At 45.4% G+C, this 25,412-nt stretch carries 20 protein-coding genes; 9 read left to right on the top strand and 11 right to left on the bottom strand.

What is annotated here, in order from left to right:
- A partial coding sequence (locus QUB16_RS05450; RefSeq protein ID WP_333314592.1) for a hypothetical protein occupies positions 1-562 on the bottom strand: 562 nt, incomplete at its 3' end.
- A 134-nt stretch (positions 563-696) separates the two neighbouring features.
- Positions 697-960: an HNH endonuclease gene (locus QUB16_RS05445; RefSeq protein WP_333314590.1), complete on the bottom strand. Its 264-nt coding sequence runs from the start codon at positions 958-960 to the stop codon at positions 697-699.
- 1,045 nt (positions 961-2,005) lie between these two features.
- On the opposite strand from QUB16_RS05445, the gene QUB16_RS05440 reads away from it, so the two are divergent.
- Positions 2,006-4,180, top strand: a complete 2,175-nt coding sequence (locus QUB16_RS05440) for a glutamine synthetase III (protein ID WP_333143841.1) — start codon at positions 2,006-2,008, stop codon at positions 4,178-4,180.
- Between the two features lie 162 nt (positions 4,181-4,342).
- Here the strand turns inward: QUB16_RS05440 and QUB16_RS05435 are convergent, their stop codons facing one another.
- The gene (locus QUB16_RS05435; protein ID WP_333314589.1) at positions 4,343-7,261 is read right to left on the bottom strand and encodes an S-layer family protein; all 2,919 of its coding nucleotides are present in this window, start codon (positions 7,259-7,261) and stop codon (positions 4,343-4,345) included.
- Positions 7,262-7,689: 428 nt separating this feature from the next.
- Between QUB16_RS05435 and QUB16_RS05430 the strand changes: the two genes are divergently transcribed.
- The gene (locus QUB16_RS05430; RefSeq protein WP_333314587.1) at positions 7,690-8,244 is read left to right on the top strand and encodes a ubiquitin-conjugating enzyme family protein; all 555 of its coding nucleotides are present in this window, start codon (positions 7,690-7,692) and stop codon (positions 8,242-8,244) included.
- A gap of 263 nt (positions 8,245-8,507) precedes the next feature.
- Complete coding sequence (locus tag QUB16_RS05425; RefSeq protein ID WP_333314585.1) at positions 8,508-8,813, top strand: hypothetical protein; 306 nt, start codon at positions 8,508-8,510, stop codon at positions 8,811-8,813.
- A 151-nt stretch (positions 8,814-8,964) separates the two neighbouring features.
- Here the strand turns inward: QUB16_RS05425 and QUB16_RS05420 are convergent, their stop codons facing one another.
- The 7 genes from QUB16_RS05420 to QUB16_RS05390 form a co-directional block, all read right to left on the bottom strand.
- On the bottom strand, positions 8,965-9,558 hold the full coding sequence (locus QUB16_RS05420) for a pentapeptide repeat-containing protein (RefSeq protein ID WP_333314584.1): 594 nt from the start codon (positions 9,556-9,558) through the stop codon (positions 8,965-8,967).
- A 545-nt stretch (positions 9,559-10,103) separates the two neighbouring features.
- Positions 10,104-11,513, bottom strand: a complete 1,410-nt coding sequence (locus QUB16_RS05415; protein WP_333314583.1) for a cation:proton antiporter — start codon at positions 11,511-11,513, stop codon at positions 10,104-10,106.
- 343 nt (positions 11,514-11,856) lie between these two features.
- Positions 11,857-12,630: a 1-(5-phosphoribosyl)-5-[(5-phosphoribosylamino)methylideneamino]imidazole-4-carboxamide isomerase gene (gene hisA / locus QUB16_RS05410; protein WP_333314581.1), complete on the bottom strand. Its 774-nt coding sequence runs from the start codon at positions 12,628-12,630 to the stop codon at positions 11,857-11,859.
- 146 nt (positions 12,631-12,776) lie between these two features.
- Positions 12,777-13,454, bottom strand: coding sequence for a TIGR02117 family protein (locus QUB16_RS05405; protein WP_333314580.1), 678 nt, complete (start codon positions 13,452-13,454; stop codon positions 12,777-12,779).
- Between the two features lie 143 nt (positions 13,455-13,597).
- Complete coding sequence (locus QUB16_RS05400; protein ID WP_333314609.1) at positions 13,598-14,800, bottom strand: glycoside hydrolase family 10 protein; 1,203 nt, start codon at positions 14,798-14,800, stop codon at positions 13,598-13,600.
- Between the two features lie 259 nt (positions 14,801-15,059).
- Positions 15,060-16,196, bottom strand: coding sequence for a serpin family protein (locus tag QUB16_RS05395; protein WP_333314578.1), 1,137 nt, complete (start codon positions 16,194-16,196; stop codon positions 15,060-15,062).
- Between the two features lie 113 nt (positions 16,197-16,309).
- The gene (locus QUB16_RS05390) at positions 16,310-17,719 is read right to left on the bottom strand and encodes an amidohydrolase (RefSeq protein ID WP_333314575.1); all 1,410 of its coding nucleotides are present in this window, start codon (positions 17,717-17,719) and stop codon (positions 16,310-16,312) included.
- A gap of 209 nt (positions 17,720-17,928) precedes the next feature.
- On the opposite strand from QUB16_RS05390, the gene QUB16_RS05385 reads away from it, so the two are divergent.
- The 4 genes from QUB16_RS05385 to QUB16_RS05370 all read left to right on the top strand — a co-directional run bounded on the left by QUB16_RS05385 (position 17,929) and on the right by QUB16_RS05370 (position 21,542).
- Positions 17,929-18,699: a cysteine hydrolase family protein gene (locus QUB16_RS05385; RefSeq protein WP_333225831.1), complete on the top strand. Its 771-nt coding sequence runs from the start codon at positions 17,929-17,931 to the stop codon at positions 18,697-18,699.
- Between the two features lie 161 nt (positions 18,700-18,860).
- A complete protein-coding gene (locus tag QUB16_RS05380) occupies positions 18,861-19,313 on the top strand; it encodes a cupin domain-containing protein (protein ID WP_333314574.1) in 453 nt (150 codons plus the stop codon).
- Between the two features lie 269 nt (positions 19,314-19,582).
- The gene (locus tag QUB16_RS05375; protein ID WP_333314572.1) at positions 19,583-21,181 is read left to right on the top strand and encodes a CocE/NonD family hydrolase; all 1,599 of its coding nucleotides are present in this window, start codon (positions 19,583-19,585) and stop codon (positions 21,179-21,181) included.
- Between the two features lie 13 nt (positions 21,182-21,194).
- Positions 21,195-21,542, top strand: coding sequence for a DUF952 domain-containing protein (locus tag QUB16_RS05370; RefSeq protein ID WP_333314570.1), 348 nt, complete (start codon positions 21,195-21,197; stop codon positions 21,540-21,542).
- Between the two features lie 262 nt (positions 21,543-21,804).
- Here the strand turns inward: QUB16_RS05370 and QUB16_RS05365 are convergent, their stop codons facing one another.
- Positions 21,805-23,055 carry a CCA tRNA nucleotidyltransferase gene (locus QUB16_RS05365; RefSeq protein ID WP_333314606.1) on the bottom strand — a complete coding sequence of 417 codons (1,251 nt, stop codon included), beginning with the start codon at positions 23,053-23,055 and terminating at the stop codon, positions 21,805-21,807.
- A 107-nt stretch (positions 23,056-23,162) separates the two neighbouring features.
- On the opposite strand from QUB16_RS05365, the gene QUB16_RS05360 reads away from it, so the two are divergent.
- Both QUB16_RS05360 and QUB16_RS05355 read left to right on the top strand, forming a co-directional pair.
- Positions 23,163-23,411, top strand: coding sequence for a Ycf34 family protein (locus QUB16_RS05360; protein WP_333314568.1), 249 nt, complete (start codon positions 23,163-23,165; stop codon positions 23,409-23,411).
- Positions 23,412-23,698: 287 nt separating this feature from the next.
- The gene (locus QUB16_RS05355; RefSeq protein ID WP_333314566.1) at positions 23,699-25,411 is read left to right on the top strand and encodes a serine/threonine-protein kinase; all 1,713 of its coding nucleotides are present in this window, start codon (positions 23,699-23,701) and stop codon (positions 25,409-25,411) included.
- Position 25,412 lies beyond the last annotated feature (1 nt).

Below are 25,412 nucleotides of genomic sequence, written 5' to 3'. Positions count from 1 at the left end.
CAGGAGGTTCTTTTAATACTCTTCTCATGCTGAGGAATTGGCAGTTGCACTCCGGGTTAGAACGAGGGTAGCTATTTCTTAGCTTGCCTTCTGGATCTTGTTCTATGTAAAGTTCAAGTTCGAGACCAATCCGCTGAATAGTTTCTTTCTGAGAACTTTCAATCATGCCATCCAACCCGCTGAGCGTAAAATCGGGTAATACTTCGAGCCGAGTTGTTTCCCCAGCATCCACCGCAATCGGTGCATCTAAACTAATTGGAGCATCTGTGTCAGGAGAGTACAAATCTTGAATTCGCCAACCCAGGTAGCCGTTGATCCAGTTGACAAAACTTTTTGAAACAGAAGGCGATCGCGGTTCAAATTTAGCAATGTCGCGGCTGACCCATGCTAAAGTAAGGTTGAGGGCTTCAGGATAATTTTGATGGGCTGATTTTTTGAGTCCTGGTAGTTGCTGAATTTCCCATAAGAGCTTGTGCATGGCTGTTCGCCCTTTTCTACTGTTAGCTGGGTTGTCGCGCACCTCTGCAATTAGAGCGCTTAACCGTCCATCTAGGTCATCCATGCGACTTTTTTGAGGAGCAAGTTAGTTTGTTAGACATCTCCCATAATTGTTGTGGAACAGGCATCCTGCCTGTTCTTGACAGGCTTTTTGGGAGATGTCTATTAGCTATGAAAATTCGCGATCGTGCGAAAATCCTAAGCTATTTTCTCATGTGGTTGAGCTCTTTGTGTGCGTAAGTTCTTGCCGGGAGGAGGCAAGAGGCTATTTCCACGCGAATTATTGCAACTGAAGCAGGCTAAACGCAGGTTGGAGAGTGCGTTAGACCCGCCTCGGCTTTTCGGGAGTAAGTGTTCGATGGTTGTTTCTGATTTCTGCATCGACTTGTTGCACCAGTGGCAGCGGTTTCCGTACAGTTCCAGAAGTTGGCGTCTTTTGTTGCGTCTTGAAGCTGGGGACATAAAGCTTTGGGATGCTCACGGCTGTTACGTGTTCATTTACGTATCAGCTCCCTGCTAAAAATTTACGCAGCAGTTTCTAACAGAGGGATAACATTTGCCTTAAGTCTTTTCATCACCTTGAAATGAATTTAAATATCCAGCTATACGTCTGTCGCTTGTTGTATAAGAGAGTCGGTGATTTTGTGAGAAGTTAAATTTTTAATTTGATGACGATTGCTCAAAAGTTTGAAAAAGCGAGATCCCTTTCTTGGTACACTATATATAGTATCCCTCGATAAGTCCTGTAAATGTACGATCGCCCTCAGTTTCAGCGCCCCGCGTCCTGTTACACTGAAATCCTGCGGTTGTGTGCGATCGGTGCGACCCTTCTGAAAAAAAACATAAAATTCTGTAGCCTACAATACATTTATTTGGTTAATGATTGTTTAAACTCTCCAAGTGTAGATTGTGTACTCTCCATAATTCTCCAAAACCCCTAAACGAGTGCGTTGTTTGCTGGACTGCGATTTATCGATCGTCGAACCGTTAAAAACCATAAGTAGTTTTGACCTGAATTCATCGGAATTGATTCGCACAAAATTTTTGAGCTGACCAGGGTGAATATTAGTTACTAAATTTGTGCAGTGCAGACATCTATAATGTTGACTCAAGTTTGTACAGGCTCTTGCCATCTATCTTCTTGCTAATAACCGAAATCCAACCGCATCTCACACAGGATTGTCACGCCCGGTGGACGGCGAAGTGATTGCGCCTCGCTCATCCAATCTTGTAGAGCCTGCCAAAAAAGGCATTCTCGCAAAAGTTAGCTTTGACAAAAAATGTTGGGTAAATCTCATATGTTGCACCATTCTCAATTAGCCTTTTATGAACAGGCTGGACGGGCTGTGAAGCGAGAAAATTGATCTCTTGTGGAACGGGCCGAAGAGCCCGTTCTTGAGAATGGTGCAAAATCTTGGGTAAATCCAACATATTCGTCAATCGTTAGACTTTTGCTAACATCTATTTTTTATCAACAACTCGTCCTGCAATCCCAATAAAAATAACCATGAGTGGAAACCAATCGCGCGTTCAAGCAATTTCTCAAATCGTCAACCGCAAACAGATGCCTGCCCAGCCTCCCAAGCGGCTAGAAGATTTGTGGGCAACAGACGTTTTTAGTCTGAGCAAAATGCAAGAAAGTCTGCCCAAAAGTATTTTCAAATCAGTAAAAAACACCGTTCAAACAGGCCAAAAACTAGATGATTCCGTAGCTGATGTAGTTGCCGCCGCAATGAAAGATTGGGCTATTTCCAAAGGAGCCCTCTACTACGCCCACGTATTTTACCCGCTAACCAACAGCACCGCCGAAAAGCACGATGCTTTCATCTCAGTGCAAGGCGATGGCTCCGTCATCTCAGAATTTGCCGGCAAAGTTCTGGTACAAGGCGAACCCGATGGCTCCTCATTCCCCAACGGCGGCATCCGTTCCACCGCCGCCGCTCGCGGATATACAGCCTGGGATGTCACCAGCCCTGCTTATGTCATGGAAACAGACAACGGCATGACATTGTGCATTCCCACTGTTTTCATCTCCTGGACAGGTGAAGCCTTAGACAAGAAAACGCCGCTTTTGCGTTCCATTGCCGCAATGAACAAAGCAGCAATCCGAGTGTTAAAGCTATTAGGAAATACCGAAGTTGCTCCCGTCAATTCCAGTTGCGGGCCCGAACAAGAATACTTCCTGGTAGATGCCAATTTCACCACCAGTCGCCCCGATTTACTGCTAGCAGGTCGCACCCTTTTTGGCAAACCTCCTGCGAAAGGTCAGCAATTTGACGACCACTATTTTGGAGCGATTCCAGAGCGCGTTCAAGTCTTCATGCAGGAAGTAGAAGAAAGAATGTACCGTCTGGGAATTCCTGCCAAAACCCGCCACAACGAAGTAGCTCCCGGTCAGTTTGAAATTGCACCAGTTTTTGAAGCTGCAAACGTCGCCAGCGACCATCAACAATTAACCATGACAATTCTCCGCAACACTGCGAAGAAACACGGTTTTATGTGTTTGCTGCACGAGAAGCCTTTCGCCGGCATTAACGGTTCTGGCAAACACGTCAACTGGTCGGTCGGCAATGCCACCCAAGGAAACTTATTAGACCCAGGCGATACACCGCACTCGAACATACAATTTCTAGTATTCTGCGGCGCTGTGATTCGCGGAGTTCACAAATACGGGCCGCTATTGCGCGCGGTAGTTGCGACTGCCAGCAACGACCACCGATTGGGTGCAAATGAGGCTCCGCCAGCAATTATCTCTGTCTATTTGGGTTCGCAATTAGAAGATATCTTCGGGCAAATTAGCCGGGGAGAAATTAAGGACTCTCAATGTCGGGGAATTATGAACTTAGGTGTAGAAACACTGCCTACTTTCATGAAGGATGCTGGGGACAGAAACCGGACTTCGCCCTTTGCCTTTACTGGAAACCGATTTGAATTCCGTGCAGTAGGTTCCGGTCAGTCTGTTTCCGGGCCGCTGGTGGCGATGAATACAATCCTTGCAGATTCTTTGGACTGGATTGCTAACAAATTAGAAAGCGATTTGGCTAACGGAACTGAACTGAATGCTGCCATCCAAACTGTTTTGAAAGAAGTGATGGATGAGCACGGCGCGGTTATATTTGGCGGCAATGGCTATTCGGAAGAATGGCACAAAATGGCTGTTGAGGAACGGGGTTTAGCTAACTTGCGGACTACGGCAGATGCTTTGCCCGTATTGAAGGAAGGATACATTGAAGACTTGTTTGAAAAGACAGGTGTTCTGACTCCCGTTGAATTGGAAAGCCGTTACGATGTTTATGCAGAGCAGTATTTGCTGGCAATTGAAGTCGAAGCAAAACTGGTATCAAGCATGGCAAAAACCATTATTTACCCGGCAGCGGTGAGGTATTTAGCTGAACTTTCCGGCACGATTTCTAAATTGAAAGAGATTGGGATTGAACTGGAAAAGGAAAGTGCTGAAAAAGTAGCGGTGCTGGTTAAGTCCATGATGGATACTGCGAGCAAGTTGAGTGATGCTTTGAGCAAGCACGATTTTGCTTCGACAGAAGACCATATGCAGTATGCTTCGCAAACAATTCGTCCTTTGATGGATGAGGTTCGCCAGTATGCGGATGCTCTGGAAGGTGAAGTGGCTGATGATTTGTGGCCTCTGCCTACTTATCAAGAAATGCTGTTTGTTAAGTAATAGCAAACCTGGTTAATTTCCTGTAGGGACACGGCACTGCCGTGTCCTTTAATATTATGGTTAAAATCGGAATGATTTAACCACAGAGAACGCAGAGAACACAGAGGGAAATAAGAGAGATGAATAATGCTGATGAAGAGCGGATTTGATATCGATCGCATTTCAGCGCTCCTGGCAAACAGGCAAAGTTCGTCCCGATCGCTGCTGCGGAACTTGAGCAGTTGGATTGTACGCTACAAGCGTTACTTGCCCTCGATCGTCCATTACCCAACTTTGAGCGGGAATAACTTCTCTCGAATTACCTGTACCACCCGCCGGCAATCTCTCTGTTAAATTCGGAACCGTTTCCGTTGTCGAACTCCTGACAGCACTCGGTTCGACCCAACTAAACTGAGCAGAATCGCTACTTAGCACATCATTCGGATTCGGCGGTACTCCTCCTTTACCAGTAATCGTAAACTCATTCCCAGCCTCTTGATTGCAAGGATTAGCCACAATTAACTGCGTTGGATCGACAACATTTTGCGGCAATTCTACTAATCCTTGAGCAGGATTTACTCCTGTAGTGCTAAACGTTACCGCCCCTTGCAAAGCCGGCCCAGCCTGTTGAGAAATGGCGGCGATATCGCTAGTGGGAAGTAAAGAAGTTGGATTGACTTGTAAGGCAGCAAATTCCGCATCAGTTAATCCTAAACTGCTTCTAGCTCGATCGCGATTAACGGCACTAAAACCAAATATATTCGGTACATTGACCCTAACTTGTCCTCCAGTAGCCGTGCGAGCATTAGCTGTAATGTCGCTATTTTCTCGCGGGATGGCAACCAAAAGATCGCTGTTAATTCTGATATTTCCACCCTCAGAAATACCTGCATCGGTGGTAATTCTGCTGCCGCGCCGCAACTGAATGGATCGCGCTTGGAGGTTAACATTTCCCCCACCACCAGAGTCAGTTGTACCGTCAATACTGGCTTGATTATCTAGGGCAATTGAGTGGGCTACAACATTAATATTGCCAGCTCTTCCCGTTCCCAAAGCCTCAACATTGACTGTGGCTCCATCTCGGACAATCAATCGATTTACATTCAAATTCAACGAACCCGCATTCCCCGTAGCGTTGGGATTGACAAAAGTATTCGCGCTGCCAACCGAAGCCTCAATTTTACTCCTAAAGCCACCGTTACTCGCCATGCCTTGCACTTCTGTGCGATCGGCATTAATTGTAATATCTCCCGCATCTGCTGCACCCAAAGAAGCCACAGAAATAATTCCCCCATCCCGTACAGCGAGCATGGGCGTTGAGACGCGGATATCTCCACCCCTACTAGAGGTTGTAGTTTGAGTACCCAGAGCACTCGGTGCGACGAAGCCGGCATTCCCCAAAACTCCAGACACGCCGCTCACTTCGATCGACTCCGAGGCTCTGACAGTTAAACTTCCTCCAGGTCCCCCACTCCTAGAAAAAACGAATCCGCCAATAATCGCACCCGTCGATAAAGTAATTACAGCTCCATCCGAAACAGTCAGCCGCTTAGTGTCGATCGTAATATCTCCGGCTTTTCCATTCCCATCGAAAGAGTTAGCGCCGATCGCAGTTTGTGCCGTACTTCCAGGGAGACTCCCCGACAATTCTACAGATTCATTCGTTTTAATCGCGATATTCCCCGATGCTCCATTACTGCGGCTGATGCTGACGAGATTGGAGCCATCGCGCAGGATTAACCGTTGTGCGTCAACAGTTATGCTTCCGCCAGAGCCGGTACTTCCCCTAGTTGTTCCGTTGTTGAGTACAGAACTAACGATCTCGACGCTATTCGCGCGAAAAGTCATATTTCCGCCATTTCCAGCACTAAATGTGCTGCTACCGCCCACTACCCCATCGCGCACCAGCAGCCGAGGAGTGTCAACGTTAATATCTCCGGAGGCTCCACTGCCAACAGTACCAGCATTCAGAACAATTTGCGGATCGAAGGGGTTGAGCGTTCCAGATGCCACATATTGGGTGTAAACTCGCTGATAGCCTTCAATTCCCAGCCCCCTAAGTTCTACTGAGTCAGTAACGCGGATGTTGATATCACTCCCCTTGCCCTCTCCTAGTGTAGAAGTGAAAATTTGCGACCCTTTATCTACTCGCAAGTTTTGGGCATTGATGTCAATCCCTCTGCCATCAATATTTCCCAGTGTCAGTCCATAAATTCCCGAACCGCTGAGGGTGACGTTTGATCCCCTGATGTCGATTTTTCCACCTCCTAATCCGCTGGTATTTATAAACGCACCGTTCATTTCAATATTGCCGAAGTTCTGAATATTGCCGTAGTTTAAATTCACACTTAAAGCTGTTGGTTGAAATTGTACCAAACCTGAACTCTTGACGCTACCCAGCAAAATTTGTCCGCTATAAGCTGTTAAATTTCCTGCTTGCAGTTGGATGTCTCCCCCGATTAACCCTAAAGTTTGACCGGGGTCTACTGCTAAACCAACTTTGTTAGAAATTGGAGTTTCTACGGTCAGTGGCGGTAAGGTTGGTGTTGGGCCAATTGCTTGGGAAGTGTTGACAATTGTGCCGGGATTTTCTCGAAATCTCAAACCCACAGGAATATTAATCGCTAACAACGGTACGGCGCTGGGGTTCGCGCTGCTAAATTCAAAGCCGTTGTTAAAAACAATACTATCAGCAGTTGAACCGATAAACGAGCCGCGCACATCTAACCGCGCATTGGGGCCGAAGACAATTCCTTTGGGATTGAGTAAAAATAAGTTGGCGTTTCCTTGTACTCCTAATGTTCCTAAAATATTGGAAGTATTGCCGCCTGTGATGCGGGTGAAAATGTTAGCAATGCCGTTAGGATTGGCAAAATATGCGCCTCTGCCTTCACCAATATTGAATTCGCGGAAACTGTGAAATAAGTTAGGGCCGCGAGCTGCACCGCCTTCAATGCGGTCTGATGGTATGTTATTGATGGTGTCGGAAACTGTGCGGGAGTTTTCAGTGCCTAAAGTGCGATCGGGGACGATTTGAGCAATTGTCGCAGTGGGAAATAGCAATAAGAAAGCAAACAAAAGAGTGGAAGATAGGCGGGACATAGTTTAACCTCTCTTAGAACTTATATCAAGTCCGAGCGATCGCTTATAATTAGGGCTTGCTGAATAATCTATCGCAAACTAAGAACAGGAGCGATATATCTAGGGGTGGCCCACTGATTCTAATTCCTTTTTATTTGCACCATGCTCGGTTTTCTCTTGTACGGTAAATGCGATCCTCTTCTGCAAGCTTCGCTAACGGCATGAACTGATTCTGGATAGTATCCCGTGAACCTATGATATGCTTCTACTATTCAGCAAGCCCTATCTAGAAGTTTCAATGCTCTATCTACAGGCTTTCAGCCATCTCGTTGCACTGAGCCTCAAATTATGCACCTGCCAAAGTGACAGGCACCCGATTCGCTTCCACTACTCGCTACAGCAACCTCATTGACCACCGCTATTCTTAACGCGCTTAGGAAATTAAATCTATGAATGCAGCTTTGAAACGAATTGACGAACAAATGCAGAAGTTAAGGCAGAATCCTCCGTATTGTGCCTCGGCAGAAGCTGTACCCGGTAATCCTTGGCAGTGGCAGGGGCTGATTAATGGACCCGTTGGTTCTCCTTATGAAGATGGAACCTTTCATTTTGAGATTAATTTTTCAAATGAGTTTCCCTACGAACCGCCCAAGATTGTGTGTACAACTAAAATTTGCCATCCCAATATTAGTAGCGCAGGAGAAATTGGCTTGCAGAGCCTTAGCCCGCAATTCTGGTCGCCATCGATTACGGTGACAAAATTGCTTAAACAAATTGTGGATTTGTTTAAACAACCGATCTTGAATGAACCTGAATCAGTGCTAGAGACCAAAGTAGATGCAATTTTGAGGCTAAATCCACATAGAAATCGAGATGAAGTCAAAGCGAGACTTCCAAAACCCGTAACCGTGGAATTAAACGCAGAGGTTGCTGATCTTTTCAAAATGGATGAAGGACAATACAGAAGAACCGCAGCGGATTGGACGAAAAGATACGCCTTGTAAGAACTACAGGGCGTATGCAAAAATTTCTGTATCAATCAACAGCTTGCTTTTTAGGCTCTATTGCTTGCTAAGCATGACTTATAAGCTTCTCACGGGTTGAGTCTGCTAATTGTCTCGCGTCAATTATACGTAGATCTGTATTGCCTATGCTGCTTGACCTCATGCATCTTCTATAGTCGCCAGTTAATAGTTTCCAGCTTCACTTCTTGTTGACATCTAATACTGGAGTTTGCTAGTATTAAAAAGTACTAAAGGGTAACAGTATGTCAAATCAGCCTTTGGATAGCAGCTTCAATTCACCGAGTAACTTGCCTTCTCTTGTTGACGAAGCTCTTCAGAAAATTCAAGAATACGCCCAACAATCTAGTGCTTCTGTTAGTCGCTTTGCGAAAGCTGTTGAAGAACAAAAAGAGCGTGCAGAAAGCAATCACTCTCCTCGAAAACCCTTGATTGATACTAGTGTATCTGCTGAAGCAAACAAAATGGCAGGGCTTAATGTATTACAGCAGTCATCAGTCAATATGCAGAATAATCACATGCCTCATCTAGCTAATGAAATAATTAGCTAGATTTCGTGGGTAGCTGAGGTCTTAAGTTGCAGACTCTAACTAAAGTTTGCAACTTGTAGCCTGCTGCAAATGGGCATATGCAGCGTCAATTCGTTAATTGGCTTAATTGTACTTCCCTGCTTGCTCCTGGCTTGAATCCGACTTCTTCTACCTAATCCTTTTTCCACTTATCTATACGCTCGTAATTTAGTTGAGCATCATCATATCGAAAGCCAGCCTCGTACTCACTGAAGTCCCTCAAACTAGCTAGCTTAGTAGTTATATCACCAATCGCCCCCTGCATCTTTACACCCCTGAGTCTCGCTGCATAAAAGATAGCTCCACGCAGGTTGGTGTTACACAAATTGGTACTAATCAAGCTAGCATCACGAAAGCTTGCGTTACTTAAATTAGCGCCTTGAAAGTTAGTTGATAAAAGGCTGGAAGACTTCAGATTTGCATTGCTTAAGTTTGCATTGCTTAGGTCAGTTCCATCTAGCAGAGTTTGACTTAAGTTGGTACCGCTTAAATTTGCTCCGCTTAAGTTGGCACCATTTAAATTCGCTCCACTTAAGTTGGCACCGCTTAAATTCGCTCCACTCAGATTAGTCCCTTGTAGGGCGGAGTGAGTCAAGTCAGCATTGCTAAAATCGGCATTGCGAAAGTCGGCTTCCCATAGACAAACACGACTCAAGTTCTTATCGCCGGATCTCGCTTTTGCGATACCCCGAGCCAATATAGCTGCATTGTGGGGGTTATCAAACATTACCTGTCTCCTTAAATTAGGTTTAGGACTATATATATGCTAACTTTAATCGCATTTCTCAAAAAAGTCAATATCTGAAAGCTCGGTTAAAGATGTTTGATTGGGGTGATTCGGATGGGGGGCTTGGGGCAAGCGAGCGCTTTTCTGTACACTATCGCAGGTGGTGATGCACGGGTTTTGACCTATTCTACCTGTTTATTTTGCACTTTACCCTCGATAGGAGCGATCGCATAACCTTTCGCTACGTCAAGTGCGATCGATATATTCAGCAAGCCCTAATTATTGTTTAGTGCGAGCGTCTAGGTCGCGAGCTAGACGCTCGCACTCAAATGATAACTAATTAACCGGACATGATATTACGGCGAAAAAAATTGGACGCTCGACATTTGTGTTTCCAAATCAGCCGATCGCCCTAATACAAAATCCGGGTTAAAAACCCCTTTATTGTTGGAGAGGGGGAGAGGGGGAGAGGGGGAAAAATGAGCTGCGCGAGTTCCCCAAGGGGGTGAGTAACCCGGATTTTGTATTAGCTCAAATTCTCTCAATCAAACGATTTGCTTGCTCGCAGGTTCCCCGCTAGCTGGAGGTTCAACCGTATCGCCAAAAGCAACCCGCAGAAAAGGCGGCGCTAAAAATGTCGTCAGAATCACCATGATAATAATCGAGACTTCTAACGGTTTATCCAAAATCCCACTCGCCGAACCGATGCCGGCAAACACTAACCCGACTTCGCCCCGAGGAATCATCCCCACTCCGATCGCCAATCGATTGATTCCCGGCAGACCAAACACCACCCAACCAGTCACCAGCTTGCCCAAAATCGCAACCACAATCAAAAATACGGCAATCAAAAGACCAGCCCGATTATCCGGCACTGTTGGGTTCAAAACCCCCAAATCCGCCCGAGCTCCCACGGTTACAAAAAAGATTGGCACAAATAAATCGGCGATGGGTTTCACCAATTCATCCAACTCCTCGCGGGCATCGCTTTCATCCAACACCAAACCAGCCGCAAACGCACCCAAAATCGCTTCGAGATGAATTGCATTGCCCAGAAAAGCCATGAAGAAAGCAAAGATAAATGCCGGGATGACTATATTGCCGCGAGTTTTGAGTGTGTCTACGACGGCAGAAAAGCTTTTGTTAAACACACCGCCCAATAGAATCGAACCTAGCAGAAAGGCAGTTGCACTGACTATCAAATAGATGACATTAACAACATCAATCTCACCGGTTTTCGCTAAACTGGCAACAACAGCCAGGACAATAATTCCTAGCACATCATCAATCACCGCCGCACCAACAATGATTTGACCTTCTTTAGATTTGAGTTGTCCTAATTCCGACAAAACTTTGGAGGTAATTCCGATGCTGGTTGCCGTCAAAGCAGCCCCCGCAAAAATCGCCGGAATCGCCGCGGTGTGGAAAATGAGCATCAAGCCCGCAGTACCGGCGGCAAAGGGAACTGCCACGCCGACACAAGCGACAACGACAGCTTGAACCCCCACTTCTTTGAGTTGTCTGATATCCGATTCTAAGCCAATTTCAAACAGCAGAATAATTACGCCTAATTCAGCCAGCACTGAAATGACTTCACTCTGGGATTCAAACACACTGGTGAGGGCGGCAGGAGACAGATGATTAATCGATTGCAGAACTGTCATAATCCCTGAGTTGGATGCTGACAGCCCTGCTTCGGGAAAAATGATTAGGTGTAAAGCAGATACGCCAACAATTACCCCTGCTACAAGTTCACCCAAAACCGGCGGAAAATCGAAGTTTCTAGCCGCTTCTGCGCCTAATTTACTGGCGAGATAAATCACTACTAAAGTGAGCAAAACTCCGCTGAGGACGATCGGCGAATTTTCTGCCTCGACTGTTGCTAACAGAGGTATGGGAGCAACTAGGGATGCCATCCCAGAACTTAAAGCTGTAATTGTATGGTTCAAAAACATGGTTACGATGATGGTAAGAAAGACGATTCTACGTTAATTGATGATTGAATTTATGAAGTGTAGTAGGGACACTCCAAGAGTCCATTAGTGTCCACTTAAGCCGAAAGACCGCCAGGGACTGAAGTCCCTGTCTAATAGCGAAAGTCCTCGCTATGAGGACTGATGAGTTGTTACCCATTTCTTTAGTCCTCATAGCGAGGACTTGTGCTTTGAGACAGGGGTTTCAACCCCTGTCGGACTGCGGGTTTGACGTGGAAAGTTGACACTCCTTGGGCGAAAGCCTTTGTCCCTACGGGGATTGAGCCATAGGCGGGTGTACTTCATAAATGTGGAATTTGCTATATCAAGCAAAGCTTGAAGAACCCAAATCTGGCGGTACATCCTGCCACCGCCCTTGGCCGACTGCTTGAATTGCTTCTTTTAGCAAGATGTCGCCGGTATAAATTGCCCTACCGACGATCGCACTTTTGACACCAATTGGTTCCAAAGCCAGCAAACTCAACAAATCGGCGATCGAACTAACGCCGCCGGAAGCAATCACCGGAATCGAAATAGCGTTAGCAATCTCGCGCAAAGATTCCAAATTCGGCCCTTCCATAGTACCGTCACGGTGAATGTCGGTGTAAATAATTTCAGCCGCCCCTAACTCGGCCATTTTTTGCGCCAATTCTGTGGCTAAAACTTCCGAAGTTTCTAGCCAGCCTCTAGTAGCAACTTTACCATTTCTGGCATCGATGCCGACCAGAATTCGATCGGGAAATTCGGCGCACAATTCGCCGACTAATTGCGGTTGTTCGACGGCGACAGTGCCGAGAATGACGCGCCGCACGCCTAAATTGAGGATACCAGCAACCGAGGCGCGATCGCGCATTCCCCCACCTACTTGACAGGGAACGTCTACCGATCGGACGATCGCTTCAATGGCTGCTTGGTTGACTGGATGACCTGCTTTGGCACCGTCGAGGTCTACTAAATGCAGCATTGTCGCGCCTTCATTTACCCACTGTCTCGCGACTTCGACGGGGTTGTCGTTAAAAGTTTGAGACTTCGCGTAGTCTCCCTGATACAATCTGACGCATTTTCCATCCAATAAGTCGATCGCTGGAATTACATTCATAATTTTTCCTCAAATTGCTAATTATACCAGTTAAAAAAAAGAATGCAACTTTAGGCAATATCCAAACCCATACATAATCATTCATTCCGAATTCTAAAATCTAAAATCTCAAATCTAAATTCTAAAATCGTATTACCTAATACCATTTATTTGGGACATTCGCAACCGCTATTTAAATGAAACATAATCGCCGAAGAAAGCGTTGACCATAAAGGAGTATTGACATCGGTTTTTTGCAAAGCTTCGGCAGTCCAGTCGTTGCAAGTTCTCAAAATAGAGTAACTGCCTTTTGCTTCATAAAAACTATCGCTGTTACCGTAGCCGTAGCTAATTTTAATTTTATTACCTGCTGCGTCTAATAGGAATGAATTATTAATAAAATTTACCATATTACGATAATTTTTGCCGCTGATTTTAACACATTTGGTTTCTATAATTGAGGGGAAAACCCGATAACTTTGAACGTGTACGGTAGACGGAGTAGCGAGAAATAGCGCCTTGAAAGCTGTAACTGGGTTGATACTTCCTGATGTGGGAGTTTCCAACATAAAAGCTCTATCTCCCCAGCCAAAAGACAAATATTGATAATCAGAAGTGGCATCCCGCCCTATTTCTGTTAGCGGTAAAAATTGATTCCAGTCAAAATATTCATTTTTAACTGGAACAATAATTTCGGTGTGAATGCCTTGGTTGGAAATGTATAGAGAGATTGTGCAATCTGCCTGCGAGTAATTTCCCCATTTTCTGGGAGTGAGATAGCCAATTATTAGGAAAGCGGTCAAAGATAAGATGACAATTCCTAAGCGCTGTATGATTTTTCTCATTTTAACCGTGGGTTTCAAATTCGGGAGCATCTCAGTTTTGTAAAAAGCATTTTTTTTATTGTAGTGCGAGCGTCCCCGCTCGCGTATTGTACAATACGCGAGCGGGGACGCTCGCACTGTAAATGCAAAACTGAGATGCTCCCTCAAATTCTGCCTTCGGATGGCGGGCGCTGCATCTTTGTGGGGAATAATTCTTGTAAGGCATAATTGCGCTGTTCGGGGGTTTCCCTCGCCCAATTTGACAAACTTTCGTAGAAAAAGAACGACACGCCAGCGAAATCTCTTTTTCGCACTTCTTGCACTTGTTCTTGAATTTGTTTGAGGGGAACAGAATTATTTTTAAGACCGGTTAAAATGCCGATCGCAGTTGGAATGTTAAGTTTAGCCAATTTAACTTCTTCCCGTTCCAGTTCGGCACTAAAACGCTTGATATCGCTGCGATAAACCTGCAACACAATTTCGTCGATGAAGCCGCGTCTTTCCCAGGTAAACCAGTCCTGCAAGTGGGCGGGTAAAGCAAAGTGAAAAGGGTTCGGAGATAAGCTGACAATACATTTTTCTTTGCGGGATTTGATGGCGCGGGAAACTCGCCCCACGAAGTCGTTAATTTTGTCAGCGCGCCACCGCACCCAGAAGGTTTCGCGGGGGTCATCAGAGGGAGGGCTTTTGATTTGTTCCTGATACATTGACACTGTTAGCGGCTCGTAGCCAAATTCTACTGGCAAGCCAAAATGGTCGTCAAATTGAATGCCATCTATATCATAATTATCGACAACTTCTAGGATTAAATCTAAGATAAATTGCTGCACTTGGGGATGAAAGGGATTCAGCCAAACTCGATCGTGTTTGCCTTCTTTCCAAATAGTTGAACCGTCGCGCCGCTGCGCCAGCCAGTCGGGGTGAAGTGTGGCTAATTCTGATTCGGCGGGAGCCATGAAACCAAACTCAAACCAGGGGATTACTGCTATACCTTTTTGGTGGGATTGTGCTATAATTTCTTTGAGGATGTCTCGGTCTTTCAATCCGGGCGATGGGTCGATCGACTGTCCGAATACTCGTTCGGCTGCAGCACTGGGATAAAGCGTATAGCCTCCTTGCCAAACCGTGGGATAGATGGTATTAAAATTAAGTTTGTCCAGTCGATTTACAGCGTCAATGATGTTGTTGCGGGAGAAAATAACCTCGCTGTCAATGTTCGTCAGCCAGACGCCGCGCAATTCGGTTGTTGGGGTTTTGGGCGGGGTTTGAGCCAAGAGACGCGGGGATAAAATCGCGGAGGAGGTAAGGGCGATCGTAAAAACAACTATTAAAGCCAGTATCCGCTGCCATTTGTGCAGTTTAATCATCAATTTGTCGCAAATATGATTATTTTTAGACTGATATTTTACCGTATAATTAGCTTGGTAGGGTGCGTCAGCTAGGGTTATTTGATTAAAAGTCGATCGAACATGGGAGCATCTCAGTTTTGTAAAAAGCATTTTTTTATTGTAGTGCGAGCGTCCCCGCTCGCGTATTGTACAATACGCGAGCGGGGACGCTCGCACTGTAAATGCAAAACTGAGATGCTCCGTCGAACATTTCCTGACGCACCTACTATTTTTGATATTATTGGGGGTCAACAATGATACCCATAAATAATATTGTTCCTGTAGTATGGTCTTGAATGGCACAAAAGAATGGACGGTTTACATTCATTTTAAAAGGCGGACAGAAGAACGCCTTTGAACTCACTGCGGCTGCTTCTGTACCTTCTTCGTTCACTTCGACAAATGTTTTGTGTTTTACTGAATCTACTGCTACGTTGTCATCAGTCATCGGAGAAAAGTCGGTTTTTGATATATCAAAAATTCCTGCCATTCCCAAAGCTATGAGTGTGCTGTTGAGTTCAACTTCATACTCCATTTTGAAGCGCGGTATTTCAATACTCCCAACTTCCCTACTAAATTTTAAAAATTGCATCCATTGATTCCAGTTTTCTGGTGTTAATTCCTGCAAGAAAGTTGCCAAATTGCTATTGGAATTGGGCAAGAAAATATACATGGCCAGAGCGCCTTCTTCTCCGTAAGGTAAACTGACTGCTTGAAATTTGTCTGTTTCGTAGTACCCATAACTGTCTTCCTGAGACATGATCGGATGCTGCTTGGAAGTGCCATCGGGTAAAGAGAAAGTTTTGTTGGCAGTTTGAGATTTATCAAAGGGCGTTTCCCAGTTGCCTTTGAAATAGATGGCGTTAATCAAAAACAAGAGTTGATCGGCGCTAATTTGATCGACTATTCGATCAATTTTTCCGTGAGTTTTTTCGCTTACCCAGTTGTTAATGATGCTGGGAGCTTGCGGATTCATAAAGTCGAGTTCGGTAAGATTAGCTTTGTAGTATTCTTGATTTGTTTGCAGAAATTCTGGTTTGAAGGAGAAGCCTTGTTTCGCCCAAAGCGAGTTGGCAATTGATACTTGGACAGTGGGGTCAACTTTCTGCAAACTATTTTGCAAAGCTTGATTTGCTGCGTTGATTTCTTGGGGAGTCATTCCCGTTAATTCGAGAACTTTTGTCATTTCTTGTTTCGTTTCTCCGCTGACTCCGTTGTATGTCATTGACAGTGCGAGGGCGACAGAAGTAGGGGAAATAAAGATATTTTGATTCGGCTGTTGTTTGCTGAGGGTGTTCAACAAGTTAAAACCAAATTTGGTATTAGCTGCAACAAGTCTGGCGTCTACATTTATCTGGTTGTTAGGGGGTGTCATGGCTAGTGCTTCTGAGTGATTGGGATTTGCGAGGTTGATTGCGTTAATTTTTAGTGGCGACGCTAATTATGTGATTCAACCGGACATGATATCATATTCTATTGGTTAATTTTTTAAGAATAACCTTGCAGTTTCATAACTTGGCGGTAGTGCGCTTCAATCTCGCTCACCGTTTGCGATTGACGCTTGCTATTCCACTCGCTGCGATCGAATAAGTCCCGCCTCAAAGCATCAACATCGATCGTTTTTACCTTACCTTCGGCGATAATTTGCTTGCCGTTTACCCAAACGCTGTCTACCGCATTAGTCGGGCGTCCCAAAATCAGCAAGCCAATTGGATCGGTGCGCGGCAGCAATGATAAACTGGTTAAATCATAGAGTACAAAATCGGCTTTTTTACCGACTGTCAGCGAACCCATTTCATCGGCGAGATTCAAGCCTTTTGCTCCTCCCAGGGATGCCATTTCTACAGACTGGCGCGGTGTAATCCATTGGCGGTAATCCAAATCCGTGATATTGTGCAAAATCGAACCAATTTTAATGGCTTCCAGCAAATCTTGAGAGTCATTGCTAGCAGCGCCGTCGCAGCCAAAAGATACGTTGACTCCCGCTTGACGGTATTTCAAAATCGGTGCAATGCCGCTTCCTAGCCGCAAGTTGCTGAGGGGATTGTGTACGACTGTCGCTCCCGTTTCTGCCATAATCGCAATGTCGGAATCGTCCAGCCAAACGCAGTGCGCTAAGGAAGTCCGGGGACTCAAATAACCAATTCTTTGCAGGTGTTCGACAGCGCTACAGCCGTATTTTTCATGAGCTAACTGTTTTTGAGCGGGGGTTTCCAAGAGGTGGGCGTGGCGGCAAAGATTGTAGCGATCGCTCAATTCTATGCAGCCTTCAAACAAAGCATCGGAACACAGTTGAATTCCCGTCGGCGCCACCAACATATTAACACCTTTTGCGGGATTGTGAAACTGTTTTATGGCTGTTTCCATTAATTCCAAAGTTGCCTTAGTCGATCGAATGTAAGCCGCGTGTTCGATGCCGCTATCGCCCGCCGGCATTCCCGCCGTCAGGGATTCATCTTGAATTAACGGCCCGATAAAAGCGCGGATGCCGATTTCTTGATAAGCGCGAACTGCGGCGGCGATTGTCTCTAATTCTTGCCCCGGAATCAAAACTAAATGATCGACTACGCTTGTACCGCCCGACAGCAATGTTTCTACCGCAGTTCCCAAGGCACTCAAATAAACTTGTTCGGGATCGAGAGGTGTAAAATCGTATAATTCGGCAATCCATAATTCCAGCGGCAAAGGGGGAATTATGCCCCGTTGCCACATTTCTGAAGAGTGAGTGTGCGCGTTGACAAAACCGGGTAGCAGCAGCTTATTTTTGCCGTTAGTAACTGTTTCCGCAGGTTCTAAATTTGGCCCGATCGCACTTATGCAATTATCCACCACTTGCACATCTGCGGTTTCATAACCGCTATCAACCGGAATTAAAGCATTTTGAATTGTAAAGCTCATAGATTTACCCTTTTTGTAAATTTACCTTAATTTTTATTTGATGATTCCCCGGCGTTAACATTTGCGATCGCCTGTAATAAAGTTAATAAATCCTAAAATTTCTCAAAAAGTTGCCACGGATACTTAATTATAACAAAGATTTAAGATATGACAAGTTAGTAACAATCAAATAGTTATAAGATTGAAATTGTTTTTGAGCCAAAATCCCTATGAATCCTGATTCTCTCCGCACCTTGGGCGTACCGCCGAATGCTTGGAAAGTTGATGCCAAAATTGCCGATATCACCCGATCGCCGATCGCGCCTCAACCTGTTACCCTGGAAACAGAAACTAAAACCCTGCGTTTGGACTTAGCAAAAGCAGCAATGTTGGTGATAGATATGCAAAACGATTTCTGTCATCCCGACGGTTGGCTAGCACATATTGGCGTAGATGTAACGCCCGCCCGAACTCCAATTAATCCTTTAAAAAATTTGCTGCCAAAATTGCGATCGCACGCAGTACCAATTATTTGGATTAACTGGGGGAACCGCCCCGATTTGCTCAATATTAGTGCAGCTTCCCGTCACGTTTACAATCCCACAGGCGACGGCGTAGGTTTGGGAGATCCGCTGCCAAAAAACAACGCACCTGTACTGATGGCAGGGAGTTGGGCGGCGCAGGTTGTCGATGAATTAAAACCCAAACCGGAGGATATTTGTGTTGATAAATATCGAATGAGTGGCTTTTGGGATACTCCTTTAGATAGTATCTTGCGGAACCTCGGCCGAACTACACTTTTCTTTGGGGGAGTAAACGCCGATCAGTGCGTCATGGCTACCCTGCAAGATGCTAATTTCCTCGGTTACGACTGTATTTTAGTCAAAGATTGTACAGCTACCACATCTCCAGAGTATTGCTGGCAAGCTACTCTTTATAACGTTAAACAATGTTTTGGCTTTTTGTCGGATTCTCAGGCTATGTTAGAAGCAATTAAATAGTAGTCAGCAATGATTCCTAGAATGAGTGTAGGGGCAATCCCCCCGTGGTTGCCCCTCTTGATTAAGAAACTGAGTAGGCGGGTACGGGGCTGGGCGGGTACGGGGCTGGGCGGGCACTCTTGGCACCGCCCCTACGATAATTAACAATTAAGCACAAAAAAATGACAAACCAGTGCGTGATTCCTGTTATAAAGTCTCCGAAAGACTACCAAGCATTTCGCATCAGTCCTGGCGATACTAATAGATTAGCTATCGTCTTCGATCCGGTAATAGCTAATGTTTCATTAACAGTTTGCGTGGAAATTTTCGATGTGGGTGGCAAAACCCCTCCCAACCGCCATCAATTTGCAGTAGAAATGTTTTTTGTACTCAAAGGAACAGGGCAAGCAACCTGCGACGGCAAAACAGTTAGTATTCAACCGGGAGATAGTTTGTTAGTGCCTCCAACAGGCACTCACGTAATTGAGAATACGGGCAGTGGACGTTTGTACACTTTGTGCATCATGGTGCCGAATGAGGATTTTGTGGAACTAATTCGCAGCGGCACACCAGTCGAACTCGATGAGGAAGATATGAGAGTTCTCAGGCGATCGGATGTACTCGTACCGTGCTAGGTTTGTACTAAGGACTTGAGTTCTAGGTTTGTAGTAAGAACTTGAGTGCTTAGAGAAAAAGCTAAAGCCCTTACTACGGAGATGTTGCACCATTCTCAAGAACAGGCTTTTCGGCCTGTTCCACAAAATTTATCTCTTGTGGAACAGGCCGAAAAGCCTGTTCATAAAAGGCTTATTGAGAGGTGCAAGATGTTAGTTACATTACGAACGTTTTTATTTGATGTTTTTTAGGATTTATGCTGAAACTTTGCCCGAAAGAAACAGCGTCAATGCTAACTAAAGATGGCGTGCGTTTAGATGCTGACATCTACCGCCCCGATGCGGAGGGCGAATTTCCAGTATTATTAATGCGGCAACCTTACGGAAGGGCTATCGCCTCTACAGTAGTATATTCCCATCCCGCATGGTACGCCAAACACGGCTACATCGTTGTCATCCAAGACGTGCGGGGACGAGGCACTTCCGAAGGCGAATTTAACCTATTTGTTAGCGAAACACAAGACGGTTTTGATAGCGTCAATTGGGCAGCTAATTTGCCGGGAAGTAACGGCAAAGTCGGAATGTACGGTTTTTCCTACCAAGGCATGACTCAACTCTACACTGCCGCTGCTAAACCGAGGGCTTTAATCACAATTTGTCCGGCAATGGTAGGCTGCAATTTATACGCAGATTGGGCCTATGAAGGCGGCGCATTTTGCCTGCAATCAAATCTCGGCTGGGCAATTCAGCTAGCGGCAGAAACCGCTCGCTTAAAAGCCGATATTTCTGCCTATCAAGCCTTGTATGCAGCTTCGAGAAATCTCCCGCTATACGATACCGTGCCGGCGCGTCCTGAGATTATTAAAAAGCTGGCACCAGACTCATATTATCACGATTGGTTGGATAATTATCGACCGAGCGAGTATTGGCAAAAGTTATCGCCAAACATCAAAGATTTAGACTTGCCCATGCTGCACGTGGGGGGTTGGTTTGATACTTATTTGCGGGGAACAATCCATCTTTACAAGGAAATGGCTAGCCGGAGTTCCTGTCCGCAGCATTTGATAATTGGCCCTTGGGCGCATTTACCTTGGGGGCGAAAAGTGGGAGCGTTGGATTATGGTTTGGCAGCTTCAAATCCTGTGGATGAGTTGCAAATTCGCTGGTTCGATCGCTTCCTCAAAGGAGTTGATACAGGAATATTAGACCAGCGGCAGATTTCACTATTTGAGATGGGGAGGAATGATTGGCTAAAATTTGATAAATGGCCTAATAATAATCATAAATCTTATTTTTTAGCAAGTACCGGACTTGCCGCGATGAGAGAAGATGCGGGTATTTTAACAGAGAGTGGCGCGGATGTTTGCACTGATGATATATTCGTACATGACCCTTGGCGGCCGGTGCCGTCCTTGGGAGGTCACGCTGCATTTCCTGCAGGTGCGATGGAGCGATCGACTATTGACTGCCGCACCGATGTGTTAACATACACAACGGCCCCGCTAACAGCCGATTTGCACTTAGCTGGAGATATAATTGTCGAAGTATTTTGTACCGCCGATGCGCCGAGTTTTGATTTGTGTGCGATACTTTCTGAGGTCAAAGATAGCGGCAGCGTCTACAATTTTACTCAAGGTTACGTGCGGGTGAATTCAGATGAAACACCTGTAAGAATTGTGCTGCAAGCAACTTGTATGCAAATTGCCAAAGGTAATGCGTTGCGTCTGAGTGTGAGTGCGACTTGTTTTCCCGCTTACGACGTGAATCCGGGAACGGGTGCGCCGGACGGTGAAGCGCGGGCGATCGATGCTAAAATTATCACGCTGACAGTAAGTTGTGGCGGGCATTGTCCCTCTCAAATTTTGCTGCCAATTGTCAATTCAACCTAGAACTTATTCAATTATGAGCATTATTTTTCACATCACCCGCAGCCAACAGTGGGAAGAAGCAAAACAAGTTCAATCCTATCGCGGCGATACGCTAGATACTGAAGGATTTATCCACTGTTCGACTCTGACACAAGTTCTTAGATCTGCTAATAAATTTTTTGTGGGACAAACAGGATTGCTGCTGCTTTGGATTGACTCGGACAAACTAGAAGCTGAACTTAAGTATGAATTGGCGGCGGGTGAGAATTACCCGCACATTTACGGGCCGCTGAATGTTGATGCTGTGTTGAAAGTTCTTGAGTTTAAAGCGGGTGCAGATGGCAAGTTTGACTTGCCGGAAGAATTAAGGGATGTTGTTTAATACTCATATGTTGCACCATTTTCAATTAGCCTTTTATGAACAGGCTTTTCGGCCTGTTCCACAAGAAAATTTATATTTTGTGGAACAGGCCGAAAAGCCTGTTGCTGACAATGGTGCAAGATATCAGTTAATATGCACATTTTGCACCATTGTATACTAACTTTTTAGGGCGTTGCTCAGAGCAACGGCCCACAATACAATTAAGTGTCTTGTGGAACGGGCATCTTGCCCGTTCTAATTTCTGCAATATATCAATTTAAACTTACTGATTAACCAACTCTGCCGCCAATTTCAGCGCATCTTCGCGAGTCGCAATTCTCCCCTCCACCCGCGCTAATTGAATCTCCATTAAAAATTGACCGATGCGCGGACTTCTCGGCAAATTTAAATATTCCATTAAATCATTGCCGCTAACTAATTGTGTGGGATGAGCAATAATATCATCAGCATCCAGATAGCGATTAATTAACAGTGAAATCTCATCAACCGCAACTCCCGCCGCCACCGCCAAAACCGCTAAAACTGGAAATACTATTCCCACATCCCGAAACAAAAAATACTGTTCTCGCAAAGACATTTGGGCGATTGGTTTTGCTGGCAATTTTGGCAAGTATTTCAAAATCCCGATCGCACTTTTAATCTCCGCATTGCTGTACTTCAACCGCAGCAACTGGGTTTCAGCAATTGTCGGGTCGGAATCTGCCAAAACAGCCAACTTCGCAACCGCCAACAACGGCGTTTTAATCGTATCTCGAATCGATCGCGAAAATTCTCTCCCTAAATCTGGATAAATTGCCGCTAACTTGGCAGCAGACGCATCAATTTTTGTCAAAATATCAAAACGGTCGATCGCACTTTCAAACCAAATCGAAAACAAACCATCTTCGCAACCGCGACAAATCCAAGGAACACCGTCAGGATTGCTCAACAAATAACCCAATTCACTCCGCACCCGTTCCACGGCTACCCGACTCAACAGCGGCGCCAATTCCCGAATCGCCGATTGAGTTTCAGCTTCGATCGCAAAACCCAACTGCGCCGCTTGGCGGTAAGCTCTTAATAACCTCAGCGGATCGTCCTCCAAATTTGACCGCGAAACCATCCGCAGCACACCCAACCGCAAATCAGTTTGACCGTCCAAAGGATCGATGATTTCTCCTGTAAAAGGATTGCAGGCGATCGCATTTATCCGAAAATCCCGGCGCAGCAAATCCCCCTCCAGACTCCCCCCTTCCGCTTGCGCCAAATCCACCGTACCGCCCGCAAACACCACCCGTGCAATTTGGCGTTCCGCATCCAACAAGACAAATCCACCATTCGTGCGATCGGCAATTTTTCGAGCAGTCTTCACGGCCCGTGTTAGCATAACGAAATCTAAATCAAAATAGTGCGATCGCCTCCCCAGCAGCGCATCCCGCACCGCACCGCCCACCAGATAAGCAGGCGGTGTCAGCAGTTCCAAATCAAACGGCCAAGAATCAGGAGATAATGAAGAGGGCAAATTAATCGGCATCGCAACAAAAATCAACAAACTTACAAACAATTAAGCTCTTGCTACGCTAGATTAACAGAAAGCTCAAATTTAACCAATCTTTTTGAAATGCACAGAGGATATCAAGAATGTGTATTTGTATTAACTGCCACTATGTAGACCGCTGCTTCACCTACCACGCCGTAGAAGAACAGCACGAACAGCTTCACCTTACCGAAACACCCGATTTCGACCCCGTAGAACCCACCATCAACGTCAACATCCGCCCGCGCCAAGACGCAATTGAAATGGAATGGGATGTCGTTGGGTGTGAGAGTTTCAAGCAAGAGACCGGCAAATGGGCCTCATTGCGGCCAGGCGAACTCGTCCCGACTTAAGGAAGAAGTCATTAGTCATTAGTCATTAGTCATTAGTCATTAGTCATTAGTCATTAGTCATTAGTCATTAGTCATTAGTCATTTGTTGGTTGTTGGTTGCTATTTGTTGTTTTTTATAGGTTTTTTGTGAGTTGTTGGCGATAACAACCAATAACCAATTCCCAATTCCCAATTCCCGATGCCCTGTTTGGCCGATGCCCTGTTTGGCCGATGCCCTGTTTGGCCGATGCCCAATTCCCCATTCCCCATTACAAATCTAAAATCTAAAATCTAAAATCTAAAATCCAATGTGCTATTGCTTAAACCCAACTTGTCAGAATCCGCAAAACCCAGGGGATGCAGAATTGTGCCAAAGTTGTGGCTCAAAATTGTTGTTAACTCTTGATTCAGAAACGCCATCAGCATCTCGCTACCGAACCCTAAAGCCGATCGGGCAAGGAGGCTTTGGCCGAACATTTCTAGCAGTTGATGAAACCAAACCCCTGATTTTTTCGCAGTGCGTAATCAAGCAATTTTTGCAGCAAAATACCTCAGCCGAAAAAGCCGCTCAACTATTTCACAAAGAAGCAGCCCAGCTAGAAACCTTGGGAAAACATCCCCAGATTCCAGAATTAATCGCGCATTTTGAACAAGACGGGAGACAGTATTTAGTACAAGAATTTATAGACGGCAAAAACCTAGCCAGAGAATTAGAACAAAAAGGAGCATTCACCGAAACTCAAACTCGGCAAATCCTCAACGATTTATTGCCAGTGCTCCACTTCGTCCACAAATCCAAAGTTATTCACCGCGATATCAAACCCGAAAATATCATTCGCCGCCGACTAACTCCAACTCCTTTACCCGCCTTAGAAAATTCCTATCAGCCCTCTCCTTTCCAAAAAGATATTGTTTTAGTAGACTTTGGTGCAGCTAAGAAAGTAACAGCAACCGGGTTGCCGCAAACTGGTACAATCATCGGCAGTGCTGCTTATACAGCCCCAGAACAATTGATGGGGAAAGCAGTTTTTGCTAGCGATATCTACAGTTTGGGCGTTACTTGCATTCACTTGCTGACTGAAATTCCTCCCTTCGACTTGTTCGACAGTACAGAGGATTCTTGGGCTTGGCGAAATTATTTGAAGACTGCTGTTAGCGATGATTTCGGCCGCATCCTCGACACCATGCTTCAAAGTGCCACCAATCGGCGCTACAGTTCAGCATCAGCAGTCATCCGGCACTTGAACCCCAAACCGGTGTATTTAGACGCACCGCCGGTGCTAGACGCGCCGGAAACGCCCGCAGAACGGGTGGTTACACCTGCGCCCGGTGTCTCGCTTTTCACTCGCCAACAGCAAGCCGAAATTCAGCAAGCTTTACAAGAGGATCTCGCCCCGTACAATGTTACAATCCAAGTCAGTCAAGCCAAGCAACAGCTCAATATCGTCATCAACAGAACCGAAGACAACCCCGTTTACTATCCGCACTTATCTCAAATAATTGCCACCAGACTCACCGATTTGCAGTTAAATAAAGTCGCAGCCGTAAAGCTGTTGGGAAGACTCAACAATTCTCGCCGCCCGGAGTGGAAGCAAATATTGCAAATCGATCCCAAGATTAAATTGAGAAACAAACTCGTGCGGCTGCAACACAATCAATTACTCAAGAAAGCCGCCTCTGTTACTACCCAAGAATTTTGGCTGCCGAAGTTGAAAACTCAAGATTTTTGGATAGATGCGCTAATGTTTGCCTTAGTTTGGTTTATCTTTGGCTCTCAAATAGTCATTTTTAATTCTTGGTTTGCGCTAATAGTTACGTCGGGTTTTATGACGGTGAAGCATCAAGTTTCCCAACATAAAGAATTTGCTAATAAAAATTTATTTGCAAGTTTAGTAGTGCTGTTTTTGATGACTGGGGGCATGGGTAATTCTAGGATTTTAAATACGGGAATATTTGGCATTCTTTTGGGTTGCTTAGTTGTGGCTTTACCGCTGTTTTTTGTTAAGGAAAATTATCAGTAAT

This window comes from Microcoleus sp. D3_18a_C4 (assembly GCF_036702415.1).
GTDB lineage: Bacteria > Cyanobacteriota > Cyanobacteriia > Cyanobacteriales > Microcoleaceae > Microcoleus.
The sequence above is the reverse complement of the archived record's forward strand: the minus strand, read 5'-3'. Positions and strand labels throughout refer to the sequence as shown.